This window comes from Micromonospora sp. LOL_023, assembly GCF_048060115.1.
In the GTDB taxonomy this organism is placed as follows: domain Bacteria; phylum Actinomycetota; class Actinomycetes; order Mycobacteriales; family Micromonosporaceae; genus Micromonospora_E.
The window spans coordinates 1-16,348 of the sequence record NZ_JBHMIM010000049.1; the positions used below are offsets into that span (position 1 = coordinate 1).

14 protein-coding genes are annotated in these 16,348 nt (G+C 71.8%); 13 read left to right on the forward strand and 1 reads right to left on the reverse strand.

Annotated elements, in window-relative coordinates; translation table 11 throughout:
- The first annotated feature begins 1,445 nt into the window (after window positions 1-1,445).
- The gene (locus ACFHVL_RS23435; protein ID WP_416630625.1) at window positions 1,446-2,225 is read left to right on the forward strand and encodes a Replicase polyprotein 1ab; all 780 of its coding nucleotides are present in this window, start codon (window positions 1,446-1,448) and stop codon (window positions 2,223-2,225) included.
- Window positions 2,222-3,262, forward strand: a complete 1,041-nt coding sequence (locus tag ACFHVL_RS23440) for an HAD-IIA family hydrolase (protein WP_416630586.1) — start codon at window positions 2,222-2,224, stop codon at window positions 3,260-3,262. The genes ACFHVL_RS23435 and ACFHVL_RS23440 overlap by 4 nt, the downstream gene beginning before the upstream one ends.
- A gap of 38 nt (window positions 3,263-3,300) precedes the next feature.
- On the opposite strand, the gene ACFHVL_RS23445 is transcribed toward ACFHVL_RS23440, so the two are convergent.
- Complete coding sequence (locus ACFHVL_RS23445) at window positions 3,301-3,639, reverse strand: SCP2 sterol-binding domain-containing protein (RefSeq protein WP_416630587.1); 339 nt, start codon at window positions 3,637-3,639, stop codon at window positions 3,301-3,303.
- A gap of 144 nt (window positions 3,640-3,783) precedes the next feature.
- On the opposite strand from ACFHVL_RS23445, the gene ACFHVL_RS23450 reads away from it, so the two are divergent.
- From ACFHVL_RS23450 to ACFHVL_RS23500, 11 genes are all read left to right on the forward strand, one after another.
- Entirely contained in the window at window positions 3,784-4,311 is a 528-nt protein-coding gene (locus ACFHVL_RS23450; protein WP_416630588.1) for a phasin family protein, read from the forward strand.
- Window positions 4,311-4,487 (forward strand): hypothetical protein, encoded by a 177-nt coding sequence (locus ACFHVL_RS23455; RefSeq protein ID WP_416630589.1) that lies wholly within the window; start codon window positions 4,311-4,313, stop codon window positions 4,485-4,487. The genes ACFHVL_RS23450 and ACFHVL_RS23455 overlap by 1 nt, the downstream gene beginning before the upstream one ends.
- Before the next feature lie 24 nt (window positions 4,488-4,511).
- Window positions 4,512-5,330 (forward strand): TlyA family RNA methyltransferase, encoded by an 819-nt coding sequence (locus tag ACFHVL_RS23460; RefSeq protein ID WP_416630590.1) that lies wholly within the window; start codon window positions 4,512-4,514, stop codon window positions 5,328-5,330.
- A complete protein-coding gene (locus ACFHVL_RS23465) occupies window positions 5,327-6,256 on the forward strand; it encodes an NAD kinase (protein WP_416630591.1) in 930 nt (309 codons plus the stop codon). The genes ACFHVL_RS23460 and ACFHVL_RS23465 overlap by 4 nt, the downstream gene beginning before the upstream one ends.
- Before the next feature lie 43 nt (window positions 6,257-6,299).
- Complete coding sequence (gene recN, locus ACFHVL_RS23470) at window positions 6,300-8,057, forward strand: DNA repair protein RecN (protein WP_416630592.1); 1,758 nt, start codon at window positions 6,300-6,302, stop codon at window positions 8,055-8,057.
- A gap of 89 nt (window positions 8,058-8,146) precedes the next feature.
- On the forward strand, window positions 8,147-9,325 hold the full coding sequence (gene steA, locus ACFHVL_RS23475) for a putative cytokinetic ring protein SteA (RefSeq protein WP_416630593.1): 1,179 nt from the start codon (window positions 8,147-8,149) through the stop codon (window positions 9,323-9,325).
- Window positions 9,326-9,395: 70 nt separating this feature from the next.
- Window positions 9,396-10,331, forward strand: coding sequence for a copper transporter (locus tag ACFHVL_RS23480; RefSeq protein ID WP_416630594.1), 936 nt, complete (start codon window positions 9,396-9,398; stop codon window positions 10,329-10,331).
- Window positions 10,332-10,365: 34 nt separating this feature from the next.
- Complete coding sequence (locus tag ACFHVL_RS23485) at window positions 10,366-11,223, forward strand: hypothetical protein (protein ID WP_416630595.1); 858 nt, start codon at window positions 10,366-10,368, stop codon at window positions 11,221-11,223.
- 12 nt (window positions 11,224-11,235) lie between these two features.
- Window positions 11,236-12,885 carry a murein biosynthesis integral membrane protein MurJ gene (gene murJ, locus ACFHVL_RS23490; RefSeq protein WP_416630596.1) on the forward strand — a complete coding sequence of 550 codons (1,650 nt, stop codon included), beginning with the start codon at window positions 11,236-11,238 and terminating at the stop codon, window positions 12,883-12,885.
- The gene (locus ACFHVL_RS23495) at window positions 12,882-14,105 is read left to right on the forward strand and encodes a glycosyltransferase family 4 protein (protein WP_416630597.1); all 1,224 of its coding nucleotides are present in this window, start codon (window positions 12,882-12,884) and stop codon (window positions 14,103-14,105) included. Before murJ ends, ACFHVL_RS23495 begins: the two co-directional genes overlap by 4 nt.
- Window positions 14,105-16,345, forward strand: coding sequence for a hypothetical protein (locus ACFHVL_RS23500; protein ID WP_416630598.1), 2,241 nt, complete (start codon window positions 14,105-14,107; stop codon window positions 16,343-16,345). The genes ACFHVL_RS23495 and ACFHVL_RS23500 overlap by 1 nt, the downstream gene beginning before the upstream one ends.
- Window positions 16,346-16,348: the final 3 nt, after the last annotated feature.

The window sequence follows — 16,348 nt, forward strand, 5'->3', positions numbered from 1 at the left end:
AAGCTCTCCAGCGCCGATGGTACTGCACTCGTGAGGGTGTGGGAGAGTAGGTCACCGCCGGACATCTTTACAGTTGAGGGCCGCTCCCTGCGGGGAGCGGCCCTCAACTGTGTGCGCCCGCCGTGCGTCGGCTGGGGGGCATCAGGGAGGATAGAGTCGTGAACCCAAATGGGCAGGATGGCGACCGACCTCGCCGTACGGATGACCGAACCAGCCGGGCCGGTGGTTCCGGTCGCGGCGATGCCGGCCGTCAGGTCCGCGGTGACCGCGGACCGCGGCGTGACGACCACCCCCGGGATAGAGCCGGCGGTGATCCGCGGCGTGACCGCCCGCGCGCCGAGGGCCGAGGCGACAGCCGGGGCGGTGCTGGCGGTGAGCGTGGCGCCAACACCCGTCGCGTCGATGACCGTCGCGGCCCCGGCCCAGGTGAGCGCCGGTATGGCGACGACCGTCCCCGCGACGGCGGCAGCCGTGAATCCCGCGGCAGTTACGGCCGGGAGCGGTCGGGTGGGTTCCCGCCGTCTGGTTCTCCCCGTCGTAGCGACGGTGCCGGTCGTCCCCCGTACGGTGGCGGGTCTTCAAGCGGCCAGAGCCCCTCATCGGGCGCACGTGGGAGCGGACGTCCGGCGCGGGACGGCGATTGGCGTTCCCGGACTGAACGGACTGGGCCTCACTCCGACGACCGCCGCAGCCAGTCGCGCGATGCCGGGTACTCCCGTGGACGCGACGATGCCGGATTCCGCCAGCGGCCGGCCGGGTCCGATCGGTCGCGTGATGATCGTCGTCCGTTCCAGCGTGACGATCGCCGGGGCGACACGGCTGGCTTCCGCCGCGATGAGCGGCCCCGTACCGATCGGTCGCGTGATGATCGTCGTGGCGTCACGGGCGGACAGCGCGATGAGCGGCCCCGTACCGATCGGCCCCGTGATGATCGTCGTGGCGACGCGGGCGGTTTCCGTCGTGACGACCGGCCCCGCGACGATCGCTTCGTCGACCGGCGTGGATCGGGAGGCTTCCGGGCCGATGATCGGCCTCGTACGGCTGGGTCGCGCGATGAGCGGCCGAAACAGTGGGGGGATCGCGACCGGCGGGCCGAGTCGACGAGCGGCGATCGTCGGCCGCAGCAGCGTGACGGCGCGCAGCGGGAAGATCGCCGTCCGGGTGGGTACGCCGGGCGGGGGCAGCAGGCTGCCGGCGCACCGGAACGATCCGGGTACCGCGGCCGTTCAGACACCGGATCCGACCGCCCGTACCGTGGCGTTGCTGCGGACCGGTCCGCCAGCGGTTCCCGGGGGCATCGGAACGAGCATGGGGATCGTACGGCGGTCCCGGCCACGGGCGATCGGACGCCACAGCCTGAGCTCGCCGACGATGTGCTCGCGAGCGATCTGCACAGCGAGGTTCGTGCCGAGCTACTCGGTCTGGCGCGTCCAGTGGCCGAGACCGTGTCCCGACATCTGGTGGCGGCGGGTCAGCTCCTCGACGACGAGCCGGAGTCGGCGCTCGCGCACGCCCTGGCTGCGCGTCGTCTCGCCTCACGTATCGCTCCGGTGCGGGAGGCCGTCGGGTTGGCGGCGTACCGGGCGGGGGAGTGGCAGACCGCCGTCTCCGAGCTGCGGGCGTACCACCGGATGACCGGACGGCAGACGTACCTCGCGGTGCTGGCCGATTGCGAGCGGGCGTTGGGCCGGCCCGAGCGCGCGATCGACATCTATCGTGGTGCTGACCGTGACGCCCTGGGTCCGGAGACAGCGATCGAGCTGCTGATGGTTGCTGCGGGGGCACGGGGAGACCTGGGCCAGCCAGCTGCCGCGGTGGCGATGCTGCAGGTCCGGGAATTGGCTGCGGATGCGGGGCAGCCCTGGACCGGCCGGCTCCGCTACGCCTACGCTGACGCGCTGCTCAGCGCCGGCCGCAAGGACGAGGCGCGGGAGTGGTTTGCGCGGGCGGCGGAGGCGGACGAGGACGGTGCCACCGACGCCGTCGAGCGGCTGCTGGAGTTGGACGGTGTCGTACTCACCGGTGACGACATCGAATTGAGCGACACCGAGGGAGCCGAAGCCGACGAGACAACGTCGGTGGTGGCCGACTCCGGGCCGACCGATCCGGAGCAGGCCGACGATGGAGGCGGTCAACCGCAGGCCGCCGCCCCGGTGGAGCAGCCGCCGGCGGTGCCGGAGATCACCGCCCCGGTGGAGCGGCGCGACGAGGACGGGACACGGTGACCTCGTCGGACCCGGCGGAGACCCGGTGTGGGCTCGCCGCCGAGTACGACCTGATCATCTTCGACCTCGACGGGGTGATCTATCTGATCGACCGGCCGGTCGACGGGGCAGTCGAAGCTGTCGACCGGTTGCGGCGCATGGGCCTGCCGGTGGCGTATGCCACGAACAACGCGTCCCGGCGGGCGGCCGATGTCGCTGGGCTGTTGTCTGGCATGGGCGTGCCGGCTACCGCCGAGCAGGTGCTGACATCGGCCGGCGCCACGGCGTCGGTACTTGCCGAGCAGTATGGGCCAGGTGCGAAGGTGCTCGTCGTCGGGGCGGAGGCGCTGCGCCACGAGGTGTCCGCCGCTGGCCTGTCCTTGGCTGACGGTGCCGACGACAAACCTGCCGTGGTGGTGCAGGGCTACGGGCCGCAGGTGGCATGGGCGGACCTGGCGGAAGCATCGGTGGCGATCCGCGCCGGCGCCGACTGGGTCGCGACCAACACCGACCGTACGTTGCCCAGTGGTCGTGGTCCGCTGCCGGGCAACGGTTCCCTGGTCGCCGCCCTGCGGACCGCGCTGGACCGAGACCCGGACCAGATCGTCGGCAAGCCCGCGCCTGGTTTGTTCGTCACCGCGGCGCGGCGTGCCGGGTCTGAGCGCCCGTTGGTCGTCGGTGACCGCCTGGACACCGACATCGACGGTGCCAACCGGGCCGGGATGGCCAGCTTGCTCGTGCTCACCGGGATCAGCGATGCCAGTGAGTTGCTGTCGGCGCCGCCAACGCGCCGGCCGACGTACGTTGCCGCAGACCTCAGCGGGCTCTTCGACCCTGACGCCGCGCGACCGATCGTGGCGAGTGGTACGGCTGCCGGATCGACCTGGCAGGTCTACGGCGACAACGATGGCGGACTCGTCCTCGACGGGGCCGGAGGTACCGTGCTGGACGCGTTGCGGCTGCTGTGCCGAACCGCTTGGCAGGGGGAAGCCCCAGCAGCGATCCGAGCTGCGTCGAGCGAGGCCGGATCGGCGCTGGCCGAACTCGGCCTGGGTTGATGGTCGGCGGTCGGTCCGGTCACCGTCAGCGGGCCGGCTCAGAGCAACTTGCGCAGTTTGAGTAGGTCGAACGGGTTGGCGCTGATCGACAACCGGCGGTTGGCTAGGGCCTTGCCGGCGTCGAGTTCCCCACGAACCAAAGCGAGCAGATCATCGCTGCCGATGCTCATCGCGATCTTGGCCTTTGGGTCGTCGCCGTCGGCGATGTCGACGAGGCGTCCGTCTGTCAGCCGTCCGTGGAAGGCGGCACCCAGGTCGGTGATCCGGCAGGCAAGGGTGCGGTCCAGGTTGACCCGCTCACGCACGTCGTCGGCGTTGGCTGAGAGCTTCACGGCGAGCTCGTGCAGTGCCTGTCGGCACTCGTCGATGCTGGCCATGTCGAACCTCCCAGACCTCTTCTGACGTGCTGACGCTGCCTGACCAGCTCGGTTGTCCGCCGGTAGCACTGGCACCGTACCGCACCGGGGCGACCTGTCCCGGTAGCGTGGCACCGAACATTCTCCGTGGCAAAGGAGTCGGACATGCGTGACGCGTGGCGGGCGTACCTGGAACTGGCCCTCGGCCTGACCGAGGCGTCCCGGAAGAAGGCCGAGCGGACTGCCCGGTCACTGGTCGGAAAGGGCGGTGCCACCGCCGTGCAGCTCCAGACGGTGGCGGAGGATCTGTTGTCGGCCGGCACTGCCAACCGGGAGGCACTCACCCGGCTGGTCCGAGTGGAGGTCGACCGGGCGCTCGGCGCGGTGGGACTCGCGAAGGCCGACGAGATCGCCGCGCTGCGTGCGCGGCTCGGGCGCGTCGAGCAGGATCTGGAGCAGGCGCGCGCGCAGACGGCTGATGCGACGGCGGCCGCCGCCACCGCGGAGTCGGCCATTCCGGTGTCCGCCGCCGTCGAATCCCTGGCGCCGGGGATGCCTGCGCCGGACGCCGAATCACCGGACGCCGTGCCGCAGCCCGCACCCAAGAAGGCGGTGGCGAAGAAGGCGGTGGCGAAGAAGGCGGTCGCGAACAAGAAAGCCGCCGGGCTCGGTGACCCGCTGGCGGGTGCGTGATGACGGAGCCGGATGTCGAGGGCACCTCGGATGGTCGGACCGGGCATCCGGCGGTGGACGCCGCCATCGAGGCGATCCGCAACGCCGCCGGCCTGCCACCGGCGGACCAGATTGCCCAGTATGAGGCGGCGCACAGCACCTTGCAGGAAACTCTTGCCACTATCGACCAGGCCTGAGCGCCAGGAACCACACGGAGACCCATGGCCCGCCGTAACCGTCTTGACGTCGAGCTGGTACGCCGCCGACTGGCACGATCCCGGGAACAGGCCGCCGAGTTGATCGAAGCGGGTCGGGTGGAGGTCCGCGGTGTCGGCGCGGTGAAAGCCGCCGCGATGGTCGACCCGGCGGACGCGGTGCGGGTCCTCGGCGACGATCCCGTCGAGGCATACGTGTCGCGGGGCGCGCACAAGCTCATCGGCGCACTGGACAGTACCGAGGTGGCGGTCGCCGGCCGTCGGTGTCTGGACGCCGGTGCGTCGACTGGTGGCTTCACCGAGGTGCTGCTGCGTCGCGACGCCGCCGAGGTCGTCGCGGTCGATGTCGGCTACGGGCAACTGGCCTGGTCGCTGCGGAGCGATCCACGGGTACGGGTACATGAACGGACCAACGTCCGTAACCTCACCGTGGACCAGATCGGTGGCTCGGTCGAGCTGACGGTGGCGGATCTGTCGTTCATCTCGCTCCGGGTGGTGTTGCCGGCGCTGCTCGCGTGCACAGCGCCCGACGGCGACCTGCTGCTGATGGTCAAGCCCCAGTTCGAGGTCGGCCGCGAGCGGGTGGGCCCGGGAGGCGTGGTGCGCGATCCACGACTGCGCACCGAGGCGGTGCTGGAGGTGGCCGACGCCGGTGCGGAGCTGGGACTCGGCGTGGCGGCGGTGGTAGCCAGCCCGCTGCCCGGCCCACGGGGCAACGTCGAGTTCTTTGTCTGGTTCCGGGCTGGGGCACCGGCGGTCGATCCCCTGCGGGTCAGGGCTATCGTCGACGCCGGTCCGGCCACGAAGGAAGGTGGAACGCGGTGAACGCGACAGTCTCGGGCGGTATCGCTCCGCAGGTCCCGCGGAGCACCAGGGCCGCGTTGCTGGTGACTCACACCGGCCGGCGGCGTAGCACCGACCACGCCCGTACCGTGGCGGCCGACCTCATCGAGGCCGGCTTCGAGGTCCGGGTGGTAGCGGAGGAGGCCGAGGACCTGGACCTGCCGGGGGTGTATCCGATCGGCGGCCCGGCTGCGGCCGACGGGGTGGAGATCGTCTTTGCCCTCGGCGGTGACGGCACCTTCCTGCGTGCCGCCGAACTCGCCCGGCCAGCGAAGGCACCACTGTTGGGCATCAATCTCGGCAAGGTCGGTTTCCTCGCCGAGGCGGAGATCGGAGACCTCGATCGGGCGGTTCGTCAGGTCGTGGCCCGTGAATATACAGTGGACGAACGGCTGACCCTGGATGTGCGCGCTGAGCTGGAACACGGGGTGACCATCGACTCCTGGGCGCTGAACGAGATCAGCGTCGAGAAGGGCCAGCGCGCGCAGATGCTGGAGCTGATGGTCGACGTCGACGGCCGGCCGTTGTCGCGTTACGGAGCCGACGGTGTGGTCTGCGCCACCCCGACCGGTTCCACCGCGTACGCGTTCTCGGCCGGGGGTCCGGTGGTGTGGCCGGAGGTCGAGGCACTGCTGCTGGTGCCGATCAGCGCGCACGCGTTGTTCAGCCGGCCGCTGGTGACGGCGCCGAGTTCCACGTTCGTGATCACTGTCGACCCGTACACCACCTTCGCGGTGCTCTGTTGCGACGGGCGGCGGGTCTACGACCTGCCACCCGGTGCGCGGGTGACGGTCCGTCGGGGCGACCAGCCGGTACGGGTGGTTCGACTACATCCGCGGCCGTTCACCGACCGGCTGGTCGCAAAGTTCGACCTGCCGGTCAACGGCTGGCGGGGCAACCGCCGCTGACCCGGGTGGTCAACGTGGCTCCCCGCTACTACTGTCGGTGGCTGTGCTGGAAGAACTGCGTATCACCGGGCTGGGCGTCATCGAGGACACCACGCTGCCGCTGACCCGCGGTATGAATGTGATCACCGGTGAGACCGGGGCCGGTAAGACGATGGTGGTGACCGGGCTCGGCCTGCTTCTCGGCGGCCGAGCGGACGCCAGTCGGGTACGGGCCGACCCTGGTCGGGCCATCGTGGAAGGCCGGCTGCGGTTGACCGGCCGGGTCGGGGCCGTCGTGACCGGTCGGGTCGCCGACGCGGGGGCGGAGCCCGATGACGACGGTGGTCTGCTGGTCAGCCGGACGGTCACCGCGGAGGGACGCTCCCGGGCGTACGTTGGTGGCCGCAGTGTCCCGGTGTCAGTGCTCGGGGAGATCGGTGACCAGGTGGTCGCCGTGCACGGGCAGTCGGACCAGTTGCGGCTGCTGCGGCCGGCGGAGCAGCGGGCGTCCCTGGACCGCTTCGCCGGGGCGGAGCACGAGAAGCTGCTCGACGGCATGCGGGAGGTGTACGGCCGCTGGCGGCAGGTCAGCGACGATCTGGCCGACCGGCGGAGCAATGCCCGCCAGCGTCACCAGGAGGCCGACCTGCTCCGGCTGGGGCTCGACGAGATCACCCGGGTCGATCCGCAGCCGGGTGAGGAGGACGAACTCAAAGCCGAGGCGCAGCGGCTGGAACACGCCGAGGGTCTGCGTACCGCCGCGCAGCTGGCGGCCCTCCACCTCGCCGGTGGTTCGGAACCGACCGATGAGACGCCGGATGCGACCAGCCTGCTCGGGACCGCCCGCCGCGCGTTGGAGGCGCAGGCTGGGGTGGACCGGTTGCTGGGCGAGCTGGCCGCCCGGGTGGCCGAGGCGGGGACCCTGGTCGGCGACGTCGCCGCGGAACTGTCCGGCTACCTGGCGGCGCTCGACGCCGATCCGCAACGGCTGCAGGTGGTACACGAGCGCCGGATGGCACTACGGGGTCTGACCCGTAAGTACGCCGACGACGTCGACGGGGTGATCGCCTGGGCGCAGCGGGCCCAGGCGCGCCTGGCCGAGCTGGACGGCTCTGACGACCTGCTCGACGAGCTGGACCGGGAGCGGGCGCGGCTCGCGGACGAGGTCGTGGAACTGGCGGGCCGGGTGTCGACCGCCCGCCGGCAGGCGGCGGTCCGCTTCGCCGAACAGGTCAGTGTGGAGCTCGCCGGGCTGGCCATGCCGCATGCGCGGGTCGAGGTGGTGGTGTTGGCGCGGGCGGTAGGCCGGGGTGATCCGACGGTGACCGTGGACGGGGTCGAGGCCGGTGTCGGCCTGGACGGCGCGGACGAGGTGGAGTTGCGGTTGCTGGCGCATCCCGGCGCGCCGGCGTTGCCGCTGCAGCGGGGCGCGAGCGGTGGCGAACTGTCCCGGGTCATGCTGGCCATCGAAGTGGTGTTCGCCGGTGCGGGCGGGCCACCCACGCTGGTGTTCGACGAGGTCGATGCTGGTGTCGGCGGTCAGGCGGCGGTGGAGATCGGCCGTCGGCTGGCCCGGCTCGCCCGTAGCCACCAGGTGCTGGTGGTGACGCATCTGCCGCAGGTGGCGGCGTTCGCCGACCGGCATCTCGTCGTCGCCAAGGACACCGGCGGTGCCGTCACGACCAGCGGCGTCCGAGTGGTCGAGGACACCGACCGGGCCCGGGAACTGGCGCGGATGCTCGCTGGTCTGCCCGACTCGGATCTGGGTATCGCGCACGCGGAGGAACTGCTCGCCGTCGCCGCCCGCGAACGGCGTGGCTGACGGGTCGGCGACGTGTGGGAGTCCGCCGGATGCGGAGAAGCGGGCATGTCGCGTCGGATTCCGTTTCCCCGCGTGCCAGGATGGTGAGGATGCGTCTACCCACTTTACGCCGGGCCCGCGCCACCGAGCCCGGGACGATTGCCGGGCCCGCGCGGCTCGATCGCCGGACGAAACGTCTGGCCGGTCGGCTCCGGCCCGGCGACATTGCTGTCATCGATCACGTCGACCTGGACCGGGTGGCGGCGGATTCGCTGGTCGCGGTCGGGGTGGCCGCGGTTCTCAACGCCAAGCCGTCGGTCTCCGGCCGGTATCCGAACCTTGGGCCCGAGGTGCTCGTCCAGGCGGGTATCCCACTGGTCGACGGACTCGGCGAGGCTGCGTTCGAGAAGATCCGTGAAGGTGACACGGTGCGTGTCGACGGCGCGACGGTGCTGGTCGGCGAGGAGCAGGTGGCCGCTGGGGTCCGGCAGGACGCCGATTCGGTGGCCAAGTCGATGGCCGAGGCCAGGGAGGGCCTGTCGGTCCAACTGGAAGCCTTCGCTGCGAACACGATGGAGTACCTCAAACAGGAGCGGGATCTGCTTCTCGACGGCGTCGGCGTGCCGGACATCGAAACCCGGATCGCGCGCCGGCACTGCCTGATCGTGGTCCGTGGCTACGACTACAAGGCCGACCTGGATGTGCTGCGGCCCTACATCCGGGAGTTCAAGCCGGTGCTGATCGGTGTCGACGGAGGCGCGGACGCCCTGGTTGAGGCCGGGTACACCCCTGACATGATCATCGGTGACATGGATTCGGTCACCGACGACGTGTTGCGCTGTGGTGCCGAGGTCGTGGTGCACGCCTACCGGGACGGCCGGGCACCGGGCATGGACCGCGTCCGTGAGCTGGGGGTGGAGGCATTGACCTTCCCGGCCGCCGCGACCAGCGAGGATCTGGCGATGCTGCTCGCGGACGAGAAGGGCGCTTCACTGATCGTCGCGGTCGGCACACACGCCACCCTCGTCGAGTTCCTCGACAAGGGCCGGGGCGGGATGGCGTCCACGTTTCTGACCCGGCTCAAGGTGGGCGGTAAACTGGTCGACGCCAAAGGTGTGAGCCGGCTGTACCGGCAGAACATTTCTGGATCGTCGCTGCTGTTGCTCGTGTTGTCCGCCATCGCCGCGATGGCCTCGGCTGTCGCGGTCTCCACGGTCGGCCAGGCCTATCTCGGGGTGGCGTCCGAATGGTGGGACAATTTCGTGTTCCAGCTAGGGCAACTTTTCTAGCGGAGACGGCAGCGGCCAAGCGCGGACGGAGCCCCGGTCAAGCGCAGTCGGATCGGATAAGGCGGCAGGTTTGATCAACTTCCGGTATCACGTGGTGTCGCTCACTGCGGTGTTTCTCGCCCTGGCGATCGGGCTAGTGGTCGGCACCGCCGCATTGAACGGCCCGGTCGCCGACTCTTTGAGTGACAACGTGAACGCTCTTCGTAAAGACAATACTCAGTTGCGGGAGACCGTCAACAGCCTGCGCGAGGAAGTCAACCGGGAAGAGGACTTCGTCGCCGAGGCCGCGCCGATACTGCTGGCCGACAAGCTCGCCGGGCGTCGGATCCTGGTGGTCTGCCTGCCCAGCGGACGTGATCACGCCGAAGGTGTGACCGCAGCGCTCGACCTTGCCGGAGCGACGGTGACCGGTCGCATCGATGTGCAGGACAAGTTCGTGAACCCGGACAACAGCGTCGAGCTGTTGGAGCTCGCGACCGCAGCGGCCCGACCGACCGTGCCCACCACCGGGTTGCCCGGCAACAGTGACGGCGTGGAAACCGCCAGCGCCCTGCTGGCCAGCGCGCTGGTCGACCGTACCGAGCCGCCGGCGGTCGATCCGGCGGACCTGGCAGCGGTCCTCGACGCGTACGGCGACGCCGGCTACATCACGGTCGAGGATCCGGTCACCGGGCCGGCCGAGGCCGTCGTGGTGATCAGCGGACAGCCGTACGTCGACCGGGACGCGGCGAAGAAGGACGCCGCGGTGGTGACCATGGTCGTGCAGTTCGACCGGGTCAGCCAGCTCGTCGTCGCCGGTACCGGGTCCAGCGACGGCAATCTGATCTCCGCGGTGCGCAGCGACCCGACGTTGAACCAGTCGATCTCCACGGTCGACAACGGCAACACCACCGCCGGGCAGACCGTCACGGCGCTGGCCACGGCCGAGCAGTTCACCCTGGACCAGGCAGGTCACTACGGGCTTGGCGCCGGTGCCACGTCGCTGATGCCGCAACGCCCCGAGTAGCAACCGAGCAACACCCCGACGGAGTGGACCCCTGATGTGGAACCGTGGCCCGCTGGGCCTGTTGCTGGTCGGTGTCGCTGGTGCGTTCGCGGCCCAGGCCGCGCTACGTACCACCCGTAGGATCGCCCCCCGGGGCGTTCTGGACCGGACCAACTTCCGGGGCCGCGAGGTCAGCCTGGCCGGCGGTCCGGCGCTAGCCGCCGGTGCGTCGCTCGCCGCGGCCGTCGGGTGCGGGAACCCGGCCGCAGCGGCCGCGGCCCTGGTCGCCGGCACGGGCGCTGGCGCGGTCGGCCTCTACGACGACATTGTCGGGGCCCGCCCCGAGCAGCGTGCGGTCAAGGGTTTCGCCGGGCACCTGTCCGCGTTGCGGGCCGGCCGGGTGACCAGTGGGCTCGTGAAGATCGTCGGCGTGGGCGCCGTCGGTGTCGCCGCTTCGGCGCTGCTGTCCGCCGAACGGCGCCGGCCCGCCCGCCATCGGGTGATCCGCGGTGCCGACCTGCTGCTCGGCGCCGGAGTCATCGCCGGGACGGCCAACCTGGTCAACCTGTTGGACCTGCGCCCTGGGCGGGCAGCCAAGGCCGGCCTGATCATCGCAGGCCCGCTACTGACCGGCCCGGCCGCCGGCACCGCGGCCGGCGCCGCCGGCGCAGTCGCCGGCCTGCTCCGCGACGACCTCGAGGAACACCTGATGCTCGGCGACTGCGGTGCCAACGCGTTGGGTGCCCTGCTCGGCGTCGCGCTCGCCCAGCGCAGCGGTACAGCGGGCCGCGCCGCCGCGCTGGCCGTCATCGCCGCACTCACGGCGGCCAGTGAGCGGGTCAGCTTCACCCAGGTCATCGCGCACACACCGGGGCTTCGGGAGCTGGACGCCCTGGGTCGCCGGACCCCCTGAGCGGGTTCGACGATGACCACCGCGGCGGTCGCCACCAGGGTCGCCGGCGCCGCGGCGCTGATAACGGTCCTCACCGTCGCCAGCCGGCTGGCGGGCTTCGGCCGTACCGCCGTCTTCGCCTGGTCGGTCGGACCGACCGACCTGGGCGACATCTACCTGGCCGCCAACATCATCCCCAATATCATCTTCGAGATCATCGTCGGGGGCGCGTTGGCGAGCCTCGTCGTACCGCTGCTCGCTGGTGCGGTCGCGGCCGGTGACCGGCCGGTCGTGTCGGCGACCACGTCGGCGTTGTTGACCTGGACGTTGAGCCTGTTGGTGCCGCTCGCCGTCGTCGTCGCGCTCACCGCTGGTCCGATCGTCCGGCTGCTCGCCGGCCAGGCCGGCCCGGAACAGATCGACGCAGGGGTGCTGATGCTGCGGCTGTTCGCCCCCCAACTGCCGCTGTACGGGATCGCCGTCGTCCTCACCGGTGTCCTGCAGGCCCACCACCGCTTCGCCTGGCCGGTCGTTGCCCCGCTGCTGTCCAGCGTGACCGTGATCGGGACCTACCTGGCGTTCGCCGTCACCGAAGGAAGGTTGGCCGATCTACCGCAGGTCGGGGTGCCCGGTCAGGCACTGCTCGCCGTCGGAACGACCGCCGGAGTGGCGGTGCTGTCGCTGTGCCTGGTCGTCCCGGTGCTGCGGCTGCGGCTACGGCTACGGCCGGGCCTGCGGTTCGCCGGCGCCGCCCGTACGGCGGTGGGTGGGCTGGCGGCGGCCGGGGCGGTCACCGTCGGCACCCAGCAGATCGCCGTCCTGGTCGCGGTGTGGCTCTGCTTCGCCGGCGGCCCGCCCGGTGGCAGCATGGTGCTGTTCCTTCTCGCCCAGACAGTGTTCCTGCTGCCCTGGTCGGTGTTGGCGGTGCCGACGGCCACCGCCACCTACCCGACGTTGGCCGCCGCGCACGGTCGCGGTGACACCGACGGGTACCACGCCATTCTCGCTCCGGCGGCTCGCACGGTGGTGCTCCTGGCCTGCCTCGGTGCGTCCGCCCTCGTCGCGCTCTGCGTACCGGCCGCTGCCTTTCTCGTCCCGGCAGACCAGTCCGTCGCGTTGGCGGCCGGGATCGCCGGCTTCGCACCAGGTCTGATCGGCTACGGACTGTTCGCCATCGGCTCGCGGGCGCTGTACGCCGCCGGTCGTCCCCGGCCGGCGGCCGGCGCGGTCGCCATCGGCTGGTGTGCCACGGTCGTCGCCGCGCTGGTGCTGGCGGCGGTGCTGCCAGATCGCGACCGGGTGCTCGCCCTCGCGCTGGCCAACGCCATCGGCATGTCGACGATGGGTGTGCTGCTGGTAGCGGCGCTGCGCCGGGTAGGCGGTGGCGCGGCCCTCACCGGACTGGGTCGGGCGACCACGATCGGAGCCACGGCCGGACTCGTGGCGGCTCTCGCCGGCACGGGCGTGACTTACCTGGCCGGCGGATTCTCGACCACCCCGACCGTGTCCGGCGCCGCGCTGCAAGGCATGCTGTCAGGGGCGACCACGCTGGTGGTGTTCATCGCCGTGTGCCTGCCACTTGATCGTCACGACCTACGGCCGCTGGTCGTCGCGACGATCCGTCGGACCCGCCGACTCAGCGGCGGTGCCCGACCGAGCGGGAAGGGGACGGTACCACAGTGAGCGATTCCAGGCGGGACGGCTGGACCGGCACGGTGCTGCTGCTGCTGGCGTCCAGCACCGGTGGCGTCGGCCAGCACCTGGCCTCTCTCAGCGGAGGTCTCGTCGCCGGCGGCGCCACGGTGATCGTGGGCGGCCCGGCGGCCACCGAGAAGCAGTTCCGATTCACCGCCACCGGCGCGACGTTCGTCCCGGTGGAGATTCCCGCCAACCCGACCCTGACCGACGCGGCGGCGATTCGCACCGTACGCCGGGTGATCGCCGGCGGGGTCGACGTCGTGCACGCCCACGGGTTGCGGGCCGGGCTGGTCGCGGTGGCGGCCCGGCCGGCCGCGCCGGTCGTGGTGACCCTGCACAACAGCGTCCTCAGCGGCGGGCTGCGGGGCAGACTGTCGCGCTGGGCCGAGCGGCGGGTGGCCCGGTCCGCCCGGATCGTCCTCGGCGCCTCGCCTGACCTGGTGGACCGGGCGGTCGCCCTGGGCGCACCGGACGCCCGGCTCGCCCCGGTCGCGGCACCGGAACTGCCCTCGCCGCGGCGGTCCCGGGCCGCGGTCCGGGCCGAGTTCGGCGTCGGCGCCCGCCAACCCCTGGTGCTCTCGGTCGGGCGGCTGCACCCACAGAAGCGCTACGACCTGCTGGTCGACGCGGCAGCCCGATGGCGCGAACTGACCCCACCGGCGCAGGTGGCGATCGCGGGGAGCGGGCCGAGCTACCTGCCGCTGGCCGCGCAGATCTCGGCGGTACGGGCACCGGTCACCCTGCTCGGGCACCGTACCGACGTGGCGGACCTGCTGCTCGGTGCCGACCTCGCGGTGGTCTGCAGCGACTGGGAGGCCCGGCAACTGTTCGCGCAGGAAGCGTTGCGGGCCGGTGTGCCACTCGTCGCCACGGCCGTGGGCGGCATTCCGGAGCTGGTCGGCGACGCGGCACTGCTGGTTCCGCCCGGTGACGTCGACGCACTCGACGCCGCCGTACGGCAACTGTTGAGTGACCATCAGCGGCGGGCGGACCTGGCCGCGGCAGGACCACTGCGAGCCCGACTCTGGCCCACCGAGCCGGAAACCGTCGCGGGGATCCGCGCCGTCTACCAGGACGTGACGGGCGTGGAAGGCAGATCCGCCGCCAGCTCCGGCACCCGGACCGTCGGGCTGGGGTCGGGCGGACAGCCAGTGCCGGGCGGACCGGCCGACCGCGACGACGGACTTGTGGATGGTCGTGGCTGATGCGCCACCGGATCGTGCCGCTGCTGGTGCTGGCGGTTCTGCTGGCCGCCGGGATCACCGCGTTGGCCGGCCAGCCGGCGGTCGGCACGTCCGCCCGCAGCGCCGACTACGTGGTCGTCGTCGGCGTCGCGGGGCTGCGGTGGGACGACGTGGACCCGCAGCGCACTCCGACACTGTGGCAGCTGGCCGGACAGGGATCGATAGCCGCGCTGTCGGTCCGTTCCGCGAGGCTGCCGACCTGTCCAGCAGACGGTTGGGTCACCCTCGGCGCCGGCAACTACGCGGCCCACGACGCCAGCGGTGTCGACACCGACGGTGAGTGCACGCCGCCGCAGATCGTCGTCGACCAGCCGGACGGGATCGGCGGCTTTCTGCCGTCGCAGCGGGCGACCGTACGTTTCAACCAGGAACGGCTCAGCTGGGGCGCGGTGCCAGGTGCGCTCGCGGAGTCGGTGCGCTGCACGGTCGCCGTCGGCCCCGGCGCCGCGTTGGCCGCCGCCCGCCCGTTCGGCCGGGTCGACCGCTACGAGCCGGAGCTTCCCGAGGATCCGCGCGACCTGCTCGCTTCCTGCGTACTCTCGCTCGTCGACGCCGGTGCGGTCACCGGCGAGGACCCGGCCGTCCGGGCCGCGGCCGCCGCGCAGGCTGACGCGGAACTGGCCCGGGTCCTGGCAGCCCGCCCACAGCGTTCGCTGGTGCTCGTCGCCGGCCTGGCCGACACCAGTACGTCGACCCGGTTGCATGTCGCGGTCGCCGACGGACCAGGCTGGGACGCCGGCTGGATCACCTCACCGACCACCGGGCGCGACGGTTACCTGCAGTTGGTCGATCTCGCCCCGACCGCGCTGTACGTGCTCGACCGCAATCAACCCGCCGGTCTGTTCATCGGCCAGCCGGCGGCCTCGGCTCCAGGTCGGCCGCAGGACCTCGCGGACGCCATCGCCCACCCGGCCGACGCGGATCGGGAGGCCCGCGCCCAACGCCGGGCGTCCGCATGGTTCTTCGGTCTGCTCGTCGCGTTCCAGACGATCCTCGCCGTCGCGGTCGTGCCACTGCTGCGTCGGGTTCGCCGCAACGCCGGGCGGCCCGGCCCCGACCCGGTCACCAGGTGGGCCGGCGCGATCCTCGAGGTGCTGCTGACCGCAGCCGCACTCACCATTCCGGCGGCGCTGCTGGCTGATGGACTGCCCTGGTGGCGCAGCGACCGTCCGAACCTGGCACTGGCCGCGATCACCCTGGTCGCCGTCGCCATCGGCACCACGGCGGTCCGGTTCAGCCGCCCCTACCGGAGCACCCTCGGCCCGATGGCGCTGGTCGCCACGGTCGCCGCCGCGGTCGTCGCCGCCGACGTGCTGACCGGTGCCCGGCTGCAACTCAACGGCGTCACCGGCTACTCCGCCTTGGAAGGCGGTCGCTACGCGGGCCTGGGCACGGTCGGTCTGGGGGTGTTGATCGCCGGGACGCTGCTCGCCGCCGGCTGCCTGGCCCAGCGGGTCCGCCGGTCCTGGCGGGTCACCGTGGTGGTGGCGGTCGGCGGTGCCGTGATCATCCTGGTCGGCAGCCCGTACCTGGGTGCGGACCCGGTCGGTGCGATCGCGCTGACGGCTGGGGTGAGCATCGCGGCGGCGATCAGCACCGGCGGCTGGTTGAGCCTGCCCAGGGTGGCCTGGGCGACAGTCGCCGGTTTGGTGGTGACAGTCGGGTTCGCGCTGCTCGATCTGCAACGTCCGGAGACCGAACGGGGCAGCCTCGGGCGGCTGCTGACCGCGCTGGGCGACGGGACCGCCGGACTCACCCTGCACCGGTCCTCCGCGGCCAACCTGGCGGCCCTGCTTGGTAGCCCGCTGACCGTCCTTGCGCTGGTGAGCGGGGTGCTCGTCTGGTTCGCTCTGCTGCAGCCGTGGGGTGGGCTCAAACGGCTGTTCGGCATCTACCCGGCGGTCCGCGCGGCGATGGCCGGGGCTGCGGTCGCGGCGGTGGTCGGCGGCGGTCTCGCCGGGGCGGCACTCGACGTGGCGGGCGCCGCGGCCGCCGTCGGCGTGCCGATGGCGGCGCTGGTCGCGTTGCGGGTCCTCGGCCACTCCGCAGACCGGACGAGACCCACGATCGGCCCCGACCCGGACGGCTCCGCCACCGCCGCGAACTCGTCGACCGAGGCGCTGACCGAGGCCATCGAGCCCGTCGTTTCGGCAGGTGTTACCGTGGAGTCCCGTGGATCGCGCCAGCAGCTTCATCAGTGACGC